Below are 14,959 nucleotides of genomic sequence, written 5' to 3' on the forward strand. Positions count from 1 at the left end.
CTCATTGGAATCACCATGCCACTCCATTCCAGCATCGATCCGTCGTCATCGGACTTCGCGCGCAATTCCGAGGCCATGCGCAGCCTCGTCGCGGATTTGCGCGAGAAGCTGAGCCAGGTCGCCGGCGGCGGCGGCGAGGCCTCGCGCAACCGCCACACCGCGCGCGGCAAGATGCTGGCACGCCAGCGCGTCGACCTGCTGGTCGACCCCGGGACGTCGTTCCTGGAGCTGTCGCCGCTCGCGGCCTACGGCCTCTATGGCGGCGACGTGCATGCGGCGAGCGTCGTCACGGGCGTCGGGCGCATTGCGGGCCGTGAATGCGTGATCGTCGCCAATGACGCCACCATCAAGGGCGGCACCTACTACCCGATGACGGTGAAGAAGCATCTGCGCGCGCAGGACATCGCACGGCAGAACAACCTTCCCTGCGTCTACATGGTCGATTCCGGCGGCGCCTTCCTGCCGCTGCAGGACGAGATCTTTCCGGACGAGCGGCATTTCGGCCGCATCTTCTACAATCAGGCGCAGATGTCGTCGCAAGGCATCCCGCAGATCGCGATCGTGATGGGCTCCTGCACCGCCGGCGGCGCCTATGTGCCCGCGATGTCGGACGAGAGCATCATCGTGCGCAACCAGGGCACCATCTTCCTCGGCGGCCCGCCGCTGGTGAAGGCCGCGACCGGCGAGGTCGTCAGCGCGGAGGAGCTCGGCGGCGCCGACGTGCATTCGCGGCAGTCGGGCGTCACGGACCATTATGCGCAGAACGACGCGCACGCGATCGGGATTGCCCGCCGCATCGTCGGCACGCTGAAGCCGCCGGCGTGGCCGAACCTCAACATGCATCCGCCGCGCGACCCGCTGTTTGCGGCGGAGGAGATCTACGGCGTGGTGCCGGTCGACGGCAGAAAGCCCTTCGACGTCCGCGACATCATCGCGCGCGTGGTGGATGGCTCCGAATTCGACGAGTTCAAGAAGCTCTACGGCACGACGCTGGTGTGCGGATTCGCCCATATCTGGGGCTATCCGGTCGGCATCATCGCCAATAACGGCATCCTGTTCAGCGAAAGCTCGCTGAAGGGCGCCCACTTCATCGAGCTGTGCTGCCAGCGCGGCATTCCGCTGGTGTTCCTGCAGAATATCACCGGTTTCATGGTCGGCAAGAAATACGAGGCCGGCGGCATCGCGCGCGACGGCGCCAAGCTGGTGACGGCGGTCGCGACCGCCTCGGTGCCGAAATTCACTGTCGTGATCGGCGGCTCCTACGGCGCCGGCAATTACGGCATGTGCGGCCGCGCCTACTCGCCGCGCTTCCTCTGGATGTGGCCGAACGCGCGCATCTCGGTGATGGGCGGCGAGCAGGCCTCGATGGTGCTGAGCCAGGTCCGGCGCGACAATATCGAGGCCAAGGGCGATAGCTGGTCGAAGGAAGACGAAGACAAATTCCGCGAGCCCATCCGCGCGCAATATGAAAGCCAGGGACACCCGTATTATGCGACCGCGCGTCTCTGGGACGACGGCGTGATCGACCCGGCCGACACGCGGCTCGTGCTCGGCCTCGGCCTCTCGGCGGCGTCGAATGCGCCGATCGAGCCTACGAAATTCGGCCTGTTCAGGATGTGATGCGATGGACCGCTCAAAGCTCTACCGGCGTTTTCGCACCCTCCTGATCGCCAACCGCGGCGAAATCGCCTGCCGCGTCATCCGCACCGCGCGCGCCATGGGACTGCGCACGGTCGCGGTCTATTCTGAGGCCGATCGCGATGCAATGCATGTCGCGCTCGCGGACGAAGCCGTGCTGCTGGGGCCCGCGCGGGCGCGCGACAGCTATCTCAACGTCGAGCGGCTGATCGAGGCTGCGCGGAAGACCGGCGCAGAGGCCGTGCATCCCGGCTACGGCTTCCTGTCGGAAAATGCCGAGTTTGCGCGGGCCTGCCTGGACGCCGGGCTGGTGTTCGTCGGCCCAACCGCCGGGATGATGAATGCGATGGGCTCGAAGTCCGGCTCGAAGGCGCTCATGGAGAAAGCCGGCGTGCCGCTGGTGCCCGGCTATCACGGCGAGGCCCAGGACGAGGCGACGCTTTCGAAGGCCGCGGACAAGATCGGCTTCCCCATCCTGGTGAAGGCCTCCGCCGGCGGCGGCGGCCGCGGCATGCGCATCGTGCGCTCGGCGGACGAACTTGCGGCCGCGATCGTCAGCGCCAAGCGTGAGGCCAAGGCCGCCTTCGGCGACGATCGCATGCTGATCGAGAAATATGTCGACAATCCCAGGCATATCGAAGTGCAGGTGATCGGCGACAGCCACGGCAATCTGCTCTCGCTGTTCGAGCGCGAATGCACGCTGCAGCGGCGGCACCAGAAGGTGATCGAGGAGGCGCCGTCGCCGACGCTCAACGCGGCGCAACGCGAGACGGTCTGCGCCGCCGCGCGCAAGGCGGCGGGCGCGGTGGACTATGTCGGCGCCGGCACCATCGAGTTCGTCTCCGACGGCAAGGACGTGTTCTTCATCGAGATGAACACGCGCCTGCAGGTCGAGCATCCCGTGACCGAGCTGATCACCGGGATCGATCTCGTCGAATGGCAGCTGCGCGTCGCCTTCGGAGAGGCGCTGCCGTTGAAGCAGGATCAGATCCGGCTCAACGGCCATGCCGTCGAAGCGCGCGTCTATGCCGAGAACCCGACCAAGAATTTCATGCCGTCGGTCGGCAGGATTTCGACGTGGCGCCTGCCGGCGGAAACCGGGGGCCTGCGCATCGATGCCGGCTATCGCGAGGGCGACAGCGTCTCGCCGTACTATGACGCGATGCTGGCAAAGATGATCGCCTGGGCGCCGACGCGGGATGTCGCGATCGAGCGGCTCAACCGTGGACTGGAAGAGTCCGACGTCCGCGGCATCGTCACCAATATCCCGTTCCTGTCGGCGCTGATGACGCATCCGAAGGTGCGGACGAATGCGATCGACACCGGCTTCATCGAGCGCGAGCTGGCGGTGCTGACGTCCGCCTCGCCGGCGCCCGGAGAGCTCGAGCTGTGCGCCGCGGTGGCCGCGATCATCAACGCGGAACGGCAAGCCGCACAGGCGCAGGCGAACTCCCCCTGGCAGACCTTCGGCTGGCAGCCGGTTGGCCGCCGTCAGCGCGGCTTTGCCTTCCGCGTCGGCCACGGGCCGGAGCAGAAGATCACACTGAATTACGGCAGTGGTCCGTCGACGCTGGTAATCGGCGAACGCGAGCTGGCGTTCACCATCGCGACGAAGGAAGGTGGCTTCGACCTGATACTGGACGGCGTCAAATCGCAGGTTGCCGCCGTGATCGACGGCCATGAGCTGTATCTGCGCACGCGCAACGGTCGCTTCGACCTGCACTGGGTCGATCCGTTCGGCGGCGAGAGCGAGGAGCAGACCGGCGAGGATAAGATCGCGGCGCCTTTGCCGGGCACCGTCGTCGCCGTGCTGGCCGAGGAGGGCGCCAAGCTGGAGAAGGGCGCGCCGATCCTCACCCTCGAAGTGATGAAGATGGAGCAGACGTTGCGAGCGCCCTATGCTGGCGTGCTGAAATCGATCAAGTGCAAGGTCGGCGACATCGTGCAGGAGGGCATCGAGCTCGCCGTGGTCGAGCCGTCCGGAGAGTGACATGAGCAATTCCGTCCGCATCATCGAAATGGGGCCGCGTGACGGCCTCCAGAACGAGAAGACGCCCGTCAGCGTCGAGGCCCGCATCGCCTTCATCGAGGCGCTGGTCGCGGCCGGCCTCGATACGGTCGAGGTCGGCGCGTTCGTCTCGCCCAAGGCGATCCCGCAGATGGCCAGCTCGGATGCGGTGCTGCGCGGCGTTGCCCACGTGACGGGCGCCGAATTCCACGTGCTGGTGCCGAACGAGAAGGGCTACGACGCCGCGCGCGCCGCCGGCGCCAAGGTGGTCTCGGTGTTCGCGGCGGCCTCGGAGGGCTTTTCGCGCGCCAACATCAACTGCACGGTCGCGGAGTCCATCGAGCGCTTCAAGCCGGTGCTGGCGCGTGCCAGGGACGACGGAATACCGGTGCGCGGCTACATCTCCTGCGTGCTCGGCTGTCCGTTCGACGGCGAGATCGCGCCAAAGGCGGTCGCCGATCTCGCGAACACGCTGTTCGAGCTCGGCTGCTACGAGATCTCGCTCGGCGACACCATCGGCGTCGGCACGCCGGCCAAGGCGAAGGCGATGCTGCGCGCGGTCAGTGCCAACGTCCCGCCGGCAAAACTCGCGATGCATTTCCACGACACCTGCGGCCAGGCGCTCGCCAATCTCTATGCGGGGATGGAGGAGGGCGTGCGCGTCGTCGACGCCGCCGCGGGCGGCCTCGGCGGCTGTCCCTACGCGCCCGGCGCGACCGGCAATGTCGCGACCGAGGACGTGGTCTACATGCTCGAAGGCATGGGCGTCAGGACCGGCGTCGACATGGATAAGCTGCTGGCGGCCACCAACGAGATGAGCGGCGTGCTGGGCAAGCCGCCGGTGAGCCGCGTGGCGTCCGCGCTGAACGCGAAGAAGCGAATGGCGAAGAGAGAATAGCCACTAGGTTCCAACGCGCTATTCGCCACTCGCCATTCGCGCTTTCACCTGCTCCCGTCCGGCCCCATCACCAGATCCGGCAGCCAGGTCGAGATCCCCGGCACGAAGCAGAGCAGCAGCACGGCGAGCATCATCAGGAGCACGAAGGGCAGGGTGCCCCAGATCACCTCGCGCAGGGGAATGTCCGGCGCGACGTTGCGGATCACGAAGATGTTGAGACCGACGGGCGGATGGATCAGGCCCATCTCCATCACGATGGTCATGACCACGCCGAACCAGATGATGTCGAAGTTCGCGGCGCGAAGCGGGGGCAGGATGATCGGCGCGGTCATCAGGATGATCGAGACCGGCGGCAGGAAGAAGCCGAGCACGACGACCATGACGAGGATCGCGAACAAGAGCTCCCAGCGCGGCAGGTGCATCGCGACGATGGATTCGGCCACCGATTGCGAGATGTGCAGATAGCTCATCACGTAGGAATAGAGCAGCGACATGCCGATGATCATCATCAGCATGGTCGATTCCCGGATCGTCGACTTCATGATCGGAGCGAGGTCGCTCGGCCGCCACACGCTGTAGATCGCGGCGATCAGTGCCAGCGCGAGGAGGCCGCCGAGCCCGGCCGTCTCCGACGGCGTGGCGTAGCCGCCATAGAGCGCGACCATGACGCCGGTGAGCAGCAGCACGAAGGGGATCACGCGCGGCAGCACGCTGAAGCGTTCGGCCAGGGTATATTCGTCGCGGGCGAGGATTGCCGCCTCCGGTCCGCCGTTCTTGTAGGCCGCTTCTGCGGCGGCATATTCCTGGCGGAACCGAATGACGGCATAGCCGCCGAACAGGAAGACCAGCAGCAGGCCGGGGCCGATGCCGGCGAGGAACAGCCGCCCGAGCGATTTTTCGGCGGCGACCGCGAACAGGATCATGGTGATCGAGGGTGGCAGCAGGATGCCGAGCGTGCCGCCCGCTGCGATGATGCCGGCGGCGAAGCCTCCGGAATAGCCGCGCTTGCGCATCTCGGGGATGCCGGCCGAGCCGATCGCCGAGCAGGTCGCGGGGCTCGAGCCCGCCATCGCCGCGAACAGCGCGCAGGCGAACACGTTGGCAACGCCGAGGCCGCCGGGCACGCGATGCAGCCAGGCATGCAGCGCCGAATAGAGGTCCTGGCCGGCGCGCGACTTGCCGATCGCGGCGCCCTTCAGGATGAACAGCGGGATCGATAACAGCGTGATCGAGGCCATTTCCTCGTAGACGTTCTGCGTCACCGTATCGAGCGACGCGGCAGGCATGTAGATGGCCATGAATACGACTGCGACCGCGCCGAGCGCGAACGCGATCGGCATGCCCGAAAACATCACGAGCAGCGTGGCGATCCCGTAGGCGAGACCGATACCGAAAACGCTCATGGCCGCTTGGCTCCGGCGAAAGGCAGCGCAAGCTGCACGAGGATCTGGATGCAGAGCAGGCTCATCCCGAGCGCCATCAGCGTGTAGGGAATGGCGAGCGGCGGCGACCACATCGAGTTCGAGACCTGGCCGTCGACATAGGCTTCGTGAGCCAGCGTCCAGGATTTCCAGGTGAAGAAGGCGCAGAACAGGAACGTCGCGACGTCGACCAGCCAGAGCCGGACTTTGTTCGCGAGCGGCGAGAGCAGGCCGACGAAGGCCTCGATGCCGATGTGGCCGCGGTTCTGCTGCACATAGGCGGCCGTCATGAAGGTGGCGCCGACCAGCAGGAACACGGCGGCTTCGTCCTGCCAGTAATTGGCGGCCTTGAACAGAGCGCGGCTGAGCACGCTGTAGCTCAGGATCGCACAGGCTGCGACCAGCGCGATCGCAGCGAACACGACGATGATGCTGTTGAGGATGGCGAGGACACGATCGATCGCTGCCGCAGGGCCAGTCCCTGCGGCAGCGTTCGCCTGGTCATCACGATCCGGAAGCGGACCGTGGCTCATGCCGCGACGTCGGTGGCAAGCTTGAGCAGCTTCGCAGCGGTCGCGGTCTTGGCGCCGTAGTCCTTCCACGCGGTGTCGCGCGCGATATCCCGCCACTTGCCGACCGTCGCGGCATCGAGCGCCGAGACCTTGGCGCCGGCCTTCTCATAGACCTTGGCGACCTCGATGTCGTCGTCCTGCGCACCCTTGCGGCCGAAGGCCTCGAGCTCGGTGCCGACCGCGAGCAGGACATCTTGATGGTTCTTCGGCAGCTTGTCGAAGATCGCCTTCGACATCATCAAGGGCTCGAGCATGAACCAGTAGGAGGCGCCTGCGCCCGAGGTCAGCGACTTCGCGACCTCTTCGAGGCGGAAGGAGATCAGGCTGGTCGAGGAGGTGATGCCGGCATCGCAGGCGCCGGTCTGCATCGCCGCGTAGATTTCGTTGGACGGCACCGACAGCACCGAGGCGCCGGCGGTCTGCAGCACCATGTCCATCTCGCGCGAGCCGCCACGCACCTTGAGGCCCTTGGCATCTTCTGGCGCGACGATCGGCTTGGAGCGGCTGGCGACGCCGCCGGCCTGCCAGACCCAGGTGAGCAGGATAATGCCCTTGTCGGCGAGGAAGTCGGTCAGCGCCTTGCCGACGGGCTCCTTCTTCCAGCGCAGGCCCTGGTCGTAAGTGGTGACGAGGCCCGGCATCAGGCCGATATTGGTTTCCGGCAATTCGCCGCCGGCGTAGGGCATCGGATAGAGGCTGATGTCGAGCGCGCCCTTGCGCATCGCGGAGAACTGCGCGTTGGTCTTGATCAGCGAGGAGTTCGGATAGATTTCGGCGGCGATGTCCCCATTGCTGCGCTTGGCGACTTCGGCGGCGAACATGCGGCAGAGCCGGTCGCGGAAATCGCCCTTGTCGATGGTGCCGCCGGGGAATTGGTGCGAGATCTTCAGCGTGGTGGCGGCGTGCGCCGTACCGGTGCCAAAGCGGAGAATGGCGGGGGCGGCGACAGCAGTCGCGAGCAGGTGGCGGCGCGTGAACATGGTGTGATCCCCTTGGACGGTTCTTTGGACGGTTCTGCTTGGCGTGATTTTGGGTTGGGTGGTCGAGACCGCGGGTGTGCCCATCCTAGCCGGTCCTCACCCGATGATCTCTCATCTGATAGTTCGAGACCGCGTGCCGCGGCAAGTGTCGACCGTGCTGCGCTGCACACTTCCGATCCGCACGGGCTACGTCATTTCCGGGATGGCGGCAGCCAACAGAAATTTACCGATGGTCGGCGTAACAATGCCGCGTGGCCATCCGTCGAGACAGGATAGCGGCATCCGTCGCTGACAAACGCAATCTCGAAGGGAAGACTGCTCATGACCATTCGCACCCGCATCGTGCTCGGCGTCTCGGCTGCCGTTCTGTCGCTTGGCCTCGCGCTGTCGCCGGCCGCCTTCGCCCAGGACAAGATGGGCAAGGACGACGGCATGATGAAGAAGGACACGATGTCCAAGGACGGCATGAAGAAGGATCACATGTCGAAGGACGACGGCATGAAAAAGGATCACATGTCGAAGGACGGGATGAAGAAAGACGACGGGATGATGAAGAAGAACTGACCTTCCGTCGTCATCGCGCGACGCTGGCACTCGGCGGAGCCGTACGATCGCGAAATCCGGGTGCGGTCCCATGGACCGCCCCGGAATGACGCTTCAGTTCAATTTCAATTGAACGTGAAGTTTGAGCATCACTTGCGCTTGGCCTTGCGGGCCGCGTAGCGGGCATCGCGCTTGGCCTTTTGCTCGGCTTCGAGCGCAGCGCGCTGTGCTTCGGCTTCCTCGGCCTCGCGCGCAATTCGCGCGGCCTCGGCGGCCTTGGCTTCTTCCTCGAGGCGCTTCTGCTCGGCTCTTTCAGCTTCGCGCGCAGCCTTGGTCTCGGCTCGCTTGGCCGCGAGAGCCTCGCGTTCGGCACGCTTCGCCGCCACCGTAGGATCATCGGGCCCCGGTTGCGACTTGAACTTGTTCAAAAGATTTTTGCGGGCGTCCTGTGCCGCCTTTTGCCGGTCTGCAAAGCCGGGTTCCCTGAATCCACTCATCGACGAGCCTTGTCTTCCTCGCTTTCGATCCTACATCAGTGCCAGTTGGTACGTCGGCTGGGCATAGCAGGCGCCGCGCGACGTAGAAGCGTGTACATCGGCGCGCGTCGCGAAGCCACCCATAATCGCAGCCGATCAGGTCAACGAAAAATCGCCCCCTCCGACGATCTCTCGTAGCCAGGAAAAACTGCCGAATTGTGATCTCCTTCATAAGGAGCACACCGGGCGGCGCCTAGCGTCCGCCCGTCTACGAGACGGAGCACGGGCATGACGATCTCAAGACTGACCCTCAAGGCGCTCGCGCTCACCCTGGTGGTCGCTGCGTTGGTCGGTGCCACGCTGCTCTTCGCGCGTCCGCAACCCATCGAGAGTGCCGTCCTGGGTGCCGATTGGGAGTGTACCCGGACCGCGTTCGTGGTCACGACCTGCGCACCACGGGCGATCCCGGCGGTCGAGACGTCGCGCAAGGAAGCAATCCGGCCGACCCGAGGCTAAATGGCATCGCCGGTCGGATGTGACGCCACGTCGCAGAGCTGATAAAGGCATCTGACTCGAGCGACCAAGCAGCCATGTCGAAGACCGAGCCGGGCCTAAGGCCCAAATCCTCTCCAAAGTCCCCATCGGGCGACAGCCGTCGCGGCGCCGTCGCCGGCTTGCTGATCGCGGCTCTGATCCTGGGCATCGGGTGGTGGCTTGCCCGCGACCTCACCTCGGCCAGCAAGATGCAGGACTGCCTGATGTCGGGGCGGACCAATTGCAACGTGATCGAGCCGGCCCGATAGAAGCGGCCCCGCCCGCCGGGAGCGGCGCGCTGGAGCCGAAAAATTGTCGTGATCTTAATCATTTGTAACGGGACTTAGCCGATCAAGCAGGTCAGTTATGTCGGCCGGCATCAGCCCGGTGCGAGACGAATCGGCTGTCGCGCCAGGGACCACGGCCATCGAGAGAGTAGGGGGCGAGCACGCATGAGTGCTTCCAGACGCACGAAGATCATCATTCCCTTGGTTTCGGCCATGTCGTTGCTGGCGCTGTCGGCGCAGGCGCAGGAGGCCAGACCGCCGAGGGAGGCCGGGCCAGCCGCAGGCGCGCCGCCCCAGGCCAATCAGAACATCCGCAAGGGTCCCCCGCCGCAGCAGGCGGCCCGACCCGCGCCGCAGCCCGGCGCGCAGCCGCGTCCCGGCGGTCCCGGCCCGCACAACGCCGGCGGCCCGCCGCCTGGCCGCCATTACGCCCGCGGGCCCGCGCCGGAGCGCGATTGGGGCGGTCACGCCTATCGCGGCAACCGCGCCTGGGATGGCGGACGCTGGCGCCACGAGGTCCGCAACGGCCGCTCCGGCTGGTGGTGGGATGTCGGCGGGGTCTGGTATTATTATCCGCAGCGCATGGCGGGACCGCCGGCCTATATCTCGGAGGATTATTACGACGACGTGCCGGTGGCCTATGCCCCGGCGCCGCCTCCGGTCGCATATGCACCTCCGCCTCCGCCGCCGGCTGATCCGGGCGCGAGCGCGCTGGGCGGCGCCATTGTCGGCGGCGTGCTGGGCGGGCTGCTCTCGGGCAATGCAACCGGGGCTGCGGCCGGCGCGGTTCTCGGCGGGGCAACCGGCGCGATCGCCGGCGCCACGGCCGCCTCGCAACCGGGCTATTATCTGGCACAGGGCGTTTGCTATTACCGCTATCCGAACGGTCAGTACGTGCAGGCCGATCCCCGCGCGTGCTATTGAGTCATCCGGATCGGATATGATGCGCAGAGGCGGGCTCGGGCCCGCCTCTTTCGTTTGGTGCCGGCGATGGCTTCAAATTAGCGCTGGCGCTCGGTGCCGCGTCACGCAAATCTCAAAAGAAAACGTCGGATGATTCGCGGGGGATGTGGACATGCTGGATGCGATCCAGATCAGCATGGCGTTGTGGGCCATGATCGTTTGCGGCGGGATTAAACTCTCGCAGGTGCTGCACTACCTGTTCTAGCTCACGATCGGCGCCGCGCCTCTTGCCGCGGCACACGGATCGTTGCGCGCATCAGGACACCAGCCTGCTGAAGAACGCTATCGCGGCCCAGACCAGGCCTCCGATCCAGGCCAGCATCACGACGGTGATGGTCCCGAGATAGGCGATACCCAGCAGGTCGGGCTTTTGTCGTTCTGTCGGGACGACCACCTGGGCAGCTGATTTGTGTGTCATGACCGGAAAGACCATCGTGTCCTGCGCTCGTGTAAGCGCTTGCGCTCCCCGGGGAGCCTTCAATGATGTCTAGCGGCGAAGTCGTCAGCGGGCTGTGATGCAATTCACAGATCGGCCTGAAGGAACGGCGGCTGCGGCTTCACGATCGGCACGTGCATCGAAGCAATCGTGCTGCATCTCACGCGACGATACCGCCGGGCTGCCAGGGTTGACCCCGCAATCATACGGACGAAATTGCCATGCGCTTGTCCAGATCGTCTGGTTATAGGGTCAGCGTCATGTGTAGCCAGTACGATCCACAGCATCAAGCCGAGGCCGCAATGAAGCGGGCCGCAGCGTCCGAAGGCGCCGACCGGCAACGCCTGATCGAGCTCGCCCTGGCCTGGCACCAGCTTGCCCGCGAGCGGCGCGAGGAGCGGACCGACTAGAGGCCGGCTGGGCTTGTTCGAGACAAGAAAAACCCCGTGCTCGGGGGACAAGCGCGGGGTTCTTCAAAGCCGACCGGGGCTGCAGGTCGGCACCACTCTATTTCACCGGTCCAACGTGCCGGTCGTGGTCCCGTTCCACGGCGCGCCGAATTTTGTCAGGCTGCGACCGAAGGCGCGATCAATCCGCCCGGACTGGATCAGACGCAGGAACATTCGATCCGCAGCAGCGTTGGCCGGCCATGACCGACCCCGAGTTGCGTGCACAATCTTTCGAAATCGCCTGGAGATATCTCGACCAATCCGGACTGCTCACCGGTGAGCCCAAGGATTCGGCTCGCTTCATCCTGAACAGGATCGACCGCATGATGCTGCGTGGGGAGCGGCGCAGACTGCTGCTGTCAAACGCCGCGATCGACGCCTACCGGCTGCGGCCGGTACTCGTGACGCTCGATGCATAATTCATAGGTGGCAGGACGAGCCGTCTGGTCGCTTCCACGCGCCCAAGCCTGATTGCCACGTGCCCAGGCCTGAACGGCGAAGGCCAGATGATGGTGACCGATTGCGGCGTGCGTCAGGGACGCTTGCACCACTTCAAGCCGCTTTGCGATTCCACTCGGACTGACATCCACCGTAGCGTCGATCGCGAGGAAGGCAATCGCGGTCGAGGCGACCCCCGAGGTGATCGCCATTCTCGTCCAATCCGATCGCGGCATCACAACTTCCTACGACAGCATTTGCGCATGCCGCATAAGTAGGGCGCTTCGGTCCGCCGTACAGGCCTGCGCACGTTTTGTTGAAGGACGAACGAATTTGCGAAGACGCCCCGGAGGCGCCGCGCTCTGCAAGAGCGGACTAACGCTCGAATCGACGAGACGGGACACGGCGTCGTGAACGAGGAAAAAGCCCCCGAAGGGGCTTGCTGTCGTTATGCCGCTTCCTGCTTGGGCACGGCGTCGGCATTCACCGACAGCTTGACGATGTCACCCTCGACGGCACCGACATATTTCGTGTCGATGTAGTGATGGTGGTCCTTGTGACCTTCGGGGCTGTCCTTCCGCGTCAGCTTGATGCGGTTGCCCTCGACGCGGTCGACGGTGCCGACATGCGCCCCGTCTTTGCCGATGATCTTCATATGCTCTCTGATTTCCGACATGTGGTCCTCCTTTGCGGAGTCCCAACGGCCGACATCGCGCTTCGTTGCAGCGGCGCCGTTGGACCCAAGGCGGTTTCCGGGCGTTGACGTCGGATCGGATCAGCCAAGACGCACATGGAGACTATTCAAGCCTATCTCGACAGAAAGCACAGGGAAATCGGGCTGCTGAACAATTGCCTGAGCAGCCCCCTGCATCTGGCTCGTCCACGATCGGTCGATGAGGTCGTCAAGGCCAAATTCCAGATCACTGCGGCGCTGCGGGCGGACCATGAGCTGCGGGACTGGAAAGCGACGGAGACGGCATGGTCGGCCAGCGCACGCCCCGCCAGCGGCCCGTTCGTGTTCGCTTACGACTATCAGCGCGCCGATCTCGCCGTGCAGGGACCGCCGTTCTACGATCTCGGTCGCGCAAGCGCGAGCGAGACGATCTATACGGCCTCCGGCATGGCCGCGATCTCGTCACTGCTGCTTGCCTCCAGACACATCATCGGCAGTGCCGACATTCTCATGCTGCCGGGCTCCTACGGCGAGACGCTGGAGCTCGTCCGGGATCTTGTCCCGCACCTGCGGCTCCGCGCCTTGGAGCTCCCGCTACGTGATGTGTTCACTCCGGCGAGCCTGCCTCAGATCCTTTTGCTGGATTCCTGCGCCTCCGCCGCGACCTTCGAGGCGGCCCTGCGCTGTGGCGGTTCGGGGCTCGATCTGTTGATTTTCGACACGACGTGCTTTGCCGGCCGCTCGGGCCGCATCCAACGCATCTTGAGATGGGCGCGCCGATACGCAATTCCCGTCGTGATGGTGCGAAGCCACACCAAGCTCGATTCGCTCGGCGCGGAATATGGCCGGCTCGGCTCTGCGGTTTTCGTCCGCTGGAGTGAAAAGGATCTTGGCGCGAGCCGCCTCATGTCCGAATGCCTGGCGGTGGAAACCCGGAACGCCGTTCGGCTTCTCGGCGCTGCGGCGCTGCCGTCGCATTTTCCGCCGTTCGTGGGCAGCGCGGCCTATTGGGAGCTCACGCGGAAGCGGGTTGCCGCCATCCTGCGCAATGGCCGTCAGATGGCGCGATATTTCGCCTCCGAGCTTCCGGAGCTGTCGGCCGAGCTCCATTTTGCCCATGGCCTCTATGTCACGCTCCGCGGCAGACATGCGCTCGACGAAGCGACCGCGCGGCAGGCCGCCGCAGACATGAGCCGCGATCTCGGCGGCCAGGGTTTTCCGATCCGCCACGCCGGCAGCTTCGGCTTCGACTTCGCGGCGACCGAGTGGTTTCACGACGCGACCACGAACCTGTACAGCGTCCGGCTGGCGGTGTCGGATTTGCCGACCGAGCTCTGGGATGGTCTGACCGCGGCGATCGCGCGGTGGTGGAGGGGGCATCAGCCTGATCCGGGCGGCGCATGAGGGCCTTCGTCGTCCCAAGGCGGGCCAGCCAGGCAACATTTCGACGATGGATTTGGAGATTCGAACTTCGAGCCATCAAGGCTTGGCGATCCCGGCAGGACTCGAACCTGCAACCCGCGGATCAAAAACCCTTTGGACGCTGAGTCCAATCAATGGCCTAGCTCCCTGGTGTTGCGCTGGCGTTGTGCTCACTTGCGAGTGAAGATCACGCGATCAGACTCGACGTGAAAATTGCAGCGGTGCTCGGCGAAAGCCGTGAATTCGGAAAGAGCGAGTTTGCCCGCGCTGTTCCATTCATCGAACGCATCATCGCTGCTTGAGTAGAGTTTGGCCGCCTCGCTCTTGCTGATCCATCCCCTCGCGCCGACTGGTAAGCTTTTGAGAGCCGCAGACAATTCACGTTCGGATCTGGCGTTGAGATGCAATGGCGAGGAGGAGGCGATTACCTTGTTTTGTCGAAACAGAGACTTGAACCTTTCCAACATCAAATTTGCTCCCGAGCAATCGGGCCTGCAGTGCTTCGGCGGCGCGTTGATCCGCGTCAGCGTCTGAAAAAGGTGCCCGTAGACGTCAAATGTAGCCTTGATCGAGCCATGCCCCATGAGCCGTTGGATCTGCTTCGGGTTGTGCCCGTTCTCAATCCAAAGGGAGGCGCAGGCATGCCGTAATGAGTGCATGCCGTGCTTTCCTGCCACAACCGCCTTCGGCGCGCCAGCGGCGTCGAGAACCGGTTTGCCGACCTCATCCGGAACAGGACGGAGTTCGGTGATGCCGGCGGAAAGGAGGATCGGGCTCCCAGACCGCGCTCTAGCAGGCTGGAATGGCTTTCGACCTTCCCAAGGTCGTCGGGGATAAAGTTTGGCGATCCCGGCAGGACTCGAACCTGCAACCCGCGGAGTAGAAATCCGCTACTCTATCCAGTTGAGCTACGGGACCGTCCTTGAAGCCGCCCCGATCGGGGGCTGGCTGTTCATCTACCATGCCAATATGAAAAATCTGGCGTTTCGCCAAGTCTGAACCGAACCGTTTTCCTCGACGACGCGACAAAGCGGAACGGTGGCGTGTCAGGGTGCCGGGTTGAGCGGCAGCGGACTGGACGATGGCTTACATCGCCGGGAATGCTGGCCAGCTTCCGGGATGCGGCCGCCGGTCGACTGGTCTGGGATTGCTGCGCCATCAGGACGGCGTGCGCGGCGATGTCTTGATCGGTCTCCTCTGGGCTGACCTTGTCATGGCGAA

General features: G+C 64.8%; 16 protein-coding genes and 1 tRNA gene. 9 read left to right on the forward strand and 8 right to left on the reverse strand.

Annotation, left to right across the window (positions count from 1 at the left end):
* Positions 1-15: 15 nt before the first annotated feature.
* The 3 genes from HAP40_RS19075 to HAP40_RS19085 are packed head-to-tail and all read left to right on the forward strand — an operon-like array spanning position 16 to position 4,544.
* The gene (locus HAP40_RS19075; RefSeq protein ID WP_166816360.1) at positions 16-1,620 is read left to right on the forward strand and encodes a carboxyl transferase domain-containing protein; all 1,605 of its coding nucleotides are present in this window, start codon (positions 16-18) and stop codon (positions 1,618-1,620) included.
* A gap of 4 nt (positions 1,621-1,624) precedes the next feature.
* Positions 1,625-3,628 (forward strand): acetyl/propionyl/methylcrotonyl-CoA carboxylase subunit alpha, encoded by a 2,004-nt coding sequence (locus tag HAP40_RS19080; RefSeq protein ID WP_166816359.1) that lies wholly within the window; start codon positions 1,625-1,627, stop codon positions 3,626-3,628.
* A 1-nt stretch (position 3,629) separates the two neighbouring features.
* Positions 3,630-4,544 carry a hydroxymethylglutaryl-CoA lyase gene (locus tag HAP40_RS19085; protein WP_166816358.1) on the forward strand — a complete coding sequence of 305 codons (915 nt, stop codon included), beginning with the start codon at positions 3,630-3,632 and terminating at the stop codon, positions 4,542-4,544.
* 44 nt (positions 4,545-4,588) lie between these two features.
* On the opposite strand, the gene HAP40_RS19090 is transcribed toward HAP40_RS19085, so the two are convergent.
* The 3 genes from HAP40_RS19090 to dctP are packed head-to-tail and all read right to left on the reverse strand — an operon-like array spanning position 4,589 to position 7,517.
* On the reverse strand, positions 4,589-5,947 hold the full coding sequence (locus HAP40_RS19090; protein WP_166816357.1) for a TRAP transporter large permease: 1,359 nt from the start codon (positions 5,945-5,947) through the stop codon (positions 4,589-4,591).
* The gene (locus tag HAP40_RS19095) at positions 5,944-6,498 is read right to left on the reverse strand and encodes a TRAP transporter small permease (protein ID WP_166816356.1); all 555 of its coding nucleotides are present in this window, start codon (positions 6,496-6,498) and stop codon (positions 5,944-5,946) included. The genes HAP40_RS19090 and HAP40_RS19095 overlap by 4 nt, the downstream gene beginning before the upstream one ends.
* A complete protein-coding gene (gene dctP / locus HAP40_RS19100; protein WP_166816355.1) occupies positions 6,495-7,517 on the reverse strand; it encodes a TRAP transporter substrate-binding protein DctP in 1,023 nt (340 codons plus the stop codon). The genes HAP40_RS19095 and dctP overlap by 4 nt, the downstream gene beginning before the upstream one ends.
* Before the next feature lie 321 nt (positions 7,518-7,838).
* Between dctP and HAP40_RS19105 the strand changes: the two genes are divergently transcribed.
* Positions 7,839-8,081, forward strand: a complete 243-nt coding sequence (locus HAP40_RS19105) for a pentapeptide MXKDX repeat protein (protein ID WP_166816354.1) — start codon at positions 7,839-7,841, stop codon at positions 8,079-8,081.
* A gap of 128 nt (positions 8,082-8,209) precedes the next feature.
* Here HAP40_RS19105 and HAP40_RS19110 read toward each other — a convergent pair whose 3' ends face one another.
* The gene (locus tag HAP40_RS19110; RefSeq protein WP_166816353.1) at positions 8,210-8,557 is read right to left on the reverse strand and encodes a DUF6481 family protein; all 348 of its coding nucleotides are present in this window, start codon (positions 8,555-8,557) and stop codon (positions 8,210-8,212) included.
* Positions 8,558-8,824: 267 nt separating this feature from the next.
* On the opposite strand from HAP40_RS19110, the gene HAP40_RS19115 reads away from it, so the two are divergent.
* The 3 genes from HAP40_RS19115 (at position 8,825) to HAP40_RS19125 (ending at position 10,281) form a co-directional block, all read left to right on the forward strand.
* Positions 8,825-9,052 carry a hypothetical protein gene (locus HAP40_RS19115; protein ID WP_166816352.1) on the forward strand — a complete coding sequence of 76 codons (228 nt, stop codon included), beginning with the start codon at positions 8,825-8,827 and terminating at the stop codon, positions 9,050-9,052.
* Between the two features lie 74 nt (positions 9,053-9,126).
* Positions 9,127-9,339: a DUF2273 domain-containing protein gene (locus HAP40_RS19120; RefSeq protein ID WP_166816351.1), complete on the forward strand. Its 213-nt coding sequence runs from the start codon at positions 9,127-9,129 to the stop codon at positions 9,337-9,339.
* A gap of 183 nt (positions 9,340-9,522) precedes the next feature.
* On the forward strand, positions 9,523-10,281 hold the full coding sequence (locus HAP40_RS19125; protein ID WP_166816350.1) for a hypothetical protein: 759 nt from the start codon (positions 9,523-9,525) through the stop codon (positions 10,279-10,281).
* Between the two features lie 295 nt (positions 10,282-10,576).
* On the opposite strand, the gene HAP40_RS19130 is transcribed toward HAP40_RS19125, so the two are convergent.
* Entirely contained in the window at positions 10,577-10,738 is a 162-nt protein-coding gene (locus HAP40_RS19130; protein WP_166816349.1) for a hypothetical protein, read from the reverse strand.
* 667 nt (positions 10,739-11,405) lie between these two features.
* Here HAP40_RS19130 and HAP40_RS19135 point away from each other — a divergent pair.
* Positions 11,406-11,624 (forward strand): hypothetical protein, encoded by a 219-nt coding sequence (locus tag HAP40_RS19135; protein WP_166816348.1) that lies wholly within the window; start codon positions 11,406-11,408, stop codon positions 11,622-11,624.
* Positions 11,625-12,091: 467 nt separating this feature from the next.
* On the opposite strand, the gene HAP40_RS19140 is transcribed toward HAP40_RS19135, so the two are convergent.
* Positions 12,092-12,319, reverse strand: coding sequence for a DUF2171 domain-containing protein (locus HAP40_RS19140; RefSeq protein ID WP_166816347.1), 228 nt, complete (start codon positions 12,317-12,319; stop codon positions 12,092-12,094).
* A 114-nt stretch (positions 12,320-12,433) separates the two neighbouring features.
* Here HAP40_RS19140 and HAP40_RS19145 point away from each other — a divergent pair, with 114 nt between their 5' ends.
* A complete protein-coding gene (locus tag HAP40_RS19145) occupies positions 12,434-13,720 on the forward strand; it encodes a hypothetical protein (protein ID WP_166816346.1) in 1,287 nt (428 codons plus the stop codon).
* A 188-nt stretch (positions 13,721-13,908) separates the two neighbouring features.
* Here the strand turns inward: HAP40_RS19145 and HAP40_RS19150 are convergent, their stop codons facing one another.
* Positions 13,909-14,397 carry a tyrosine-type recombinase/integrase gene (locus HAP40_RS19150; RefSeq protein ID WP_166816345.1) on the reverse strand — a complete coding sequence of 163 codons (489 nt, stop codon included), beginning with the start codon at positions 14,395-14,397 and terminating at the stop codon, positions 13,909-13,911.
* 182 nt (positions 14,398-14,579) lie between these two features.
* Positions 14,580-14,656 (reverse strand) — tRNA-Arg (locus HAP40_RS19155).
* Positions 14,657-14,959: the final 303 nt, after the last annotated feature.

The sequence above is a fragment of the Bradyrhizobium sp. 1(2017) genome (genome assembly GCF_011602485.2).
In the GTDB taxonomy this organism is placed as follows: domain Bacteria; phylum Pseudomonadota; class Alphaproteobacteria; order Rhizobiales; family Xanthobacteraceae; genus Bradyrhizobium.

Bases quoted from the DNA above. Each gene is read 5' to 3' on its own strand.
- HAP40_RS19140 (WP_166816347.1), bottom strand. From the start codon at position 12,319: ATGTCGGAAATCAGAGAGCATATGAAGATCATCGGCAAAGACGGGGCG.
- HAP40_RS19115 (WP_166816352.1), top strand. From the start codon at position 8,825: ATGACGATCTCAAGACTGACCCTCAAGGCGCTCGCGCTCACCCTGGTG.
- HAP40_RS19125 (WP_166816350.1), top strand. From the start codon at position 9,523: ATGAGTGCTTCCAGACGCACGAAGATCATCATTCCCTTGGTTTCGGCC.
- HAP40_RS19150 (WP_166816345.1), bottom strand. From the start codon at position 14,397: ATGCACTCATTACGGCATGCCTGCGCCTCCCTTTGGATTGAGAACGGG.
- HAP40_RS19075 (WP_166816360.1), top strand. From the start codon at position 16: ATGCCACTCCATTCCAGCATCGATCCGTCGTCATCGGACTTCGCGCGC.
- HAP40_RS19080 (WP_166816359.1), top strand. From the start codon at position 1,625: ATGGACCGCTCAAAGCTCTACCGGCGTTTTCGCACCCTCCTGATCGCC.
- HAP40_RS19145 (WP_166816346.1), top strand. From the start codon at position 12,434: ATGGAGACTATTCAAGCCTATCTCGACAGAAAGCACAGGGAAATCGGG.
- HAP40_RS19120 (WP_166816351.1), top strand. From the start codon at position 9,127: ATGTCGAAGACCGAGCCGGGCCTAAGGCCCAAATCCTCTCCAAAGTCC.
- HAP40_RS19130 (WP_166816349.1), bottom strand. From the start codon at position 10,738: ATGACACACAAATCAGCTGCCCAGGTGGTCGTCCCGACAGAACGACAA.
- HAP40_RS19110 (WP_166816353.1), bottom strand. From the start codon at position 8,557: ATGAGTGGATTCAGGGAACCCGGCTTTGCAGACCGGCAAAAGGCGGCA.
- HAP40_RS19135 (WP_166816348.1), top strand. From the start codon at position 11,406: ATGACCGACCCCGAGTTGCGTGCACAATCTTTCGAAATCGCCTGGAGA.
- HAP40_RS19090 (WP_166816357.1), bottom strand. From the start codon at position 5,947: ATGAGCGTTTTCGGTATCGGTCTCGCCTACGGGATCGCCACGCTGCTC.
- HAP40_RS19085 (WP_166816358.1), top strand. From the start codon at position 3,630: ATGAGCAATTCCGTCCGCATCATCGAAATGGGGCCGCGTGACGGCCTC.
- dctP (WP_166816355.1), bottom strand. From the start codon at position 7,517: ATGTTCACGCGCCGCCACCTGCTCGCGACTGCTGTCGCCGCCCCCGCC.
- HAP40_RS19095 (WP_166816356.1), bottom strand. From the start codon at position 6,498: ATGAGCCACGGTCCGCTTCCGGATCGTGATGACCAGGCGAACGCTGCC.
- HAP40_RS19105 (WP_166816354.1), top strand. From the start codon at position 7,839: ATGACCATTCGCACCCGCATCGTGCTCGGCGTCTCGGCTGCCGTTCTG.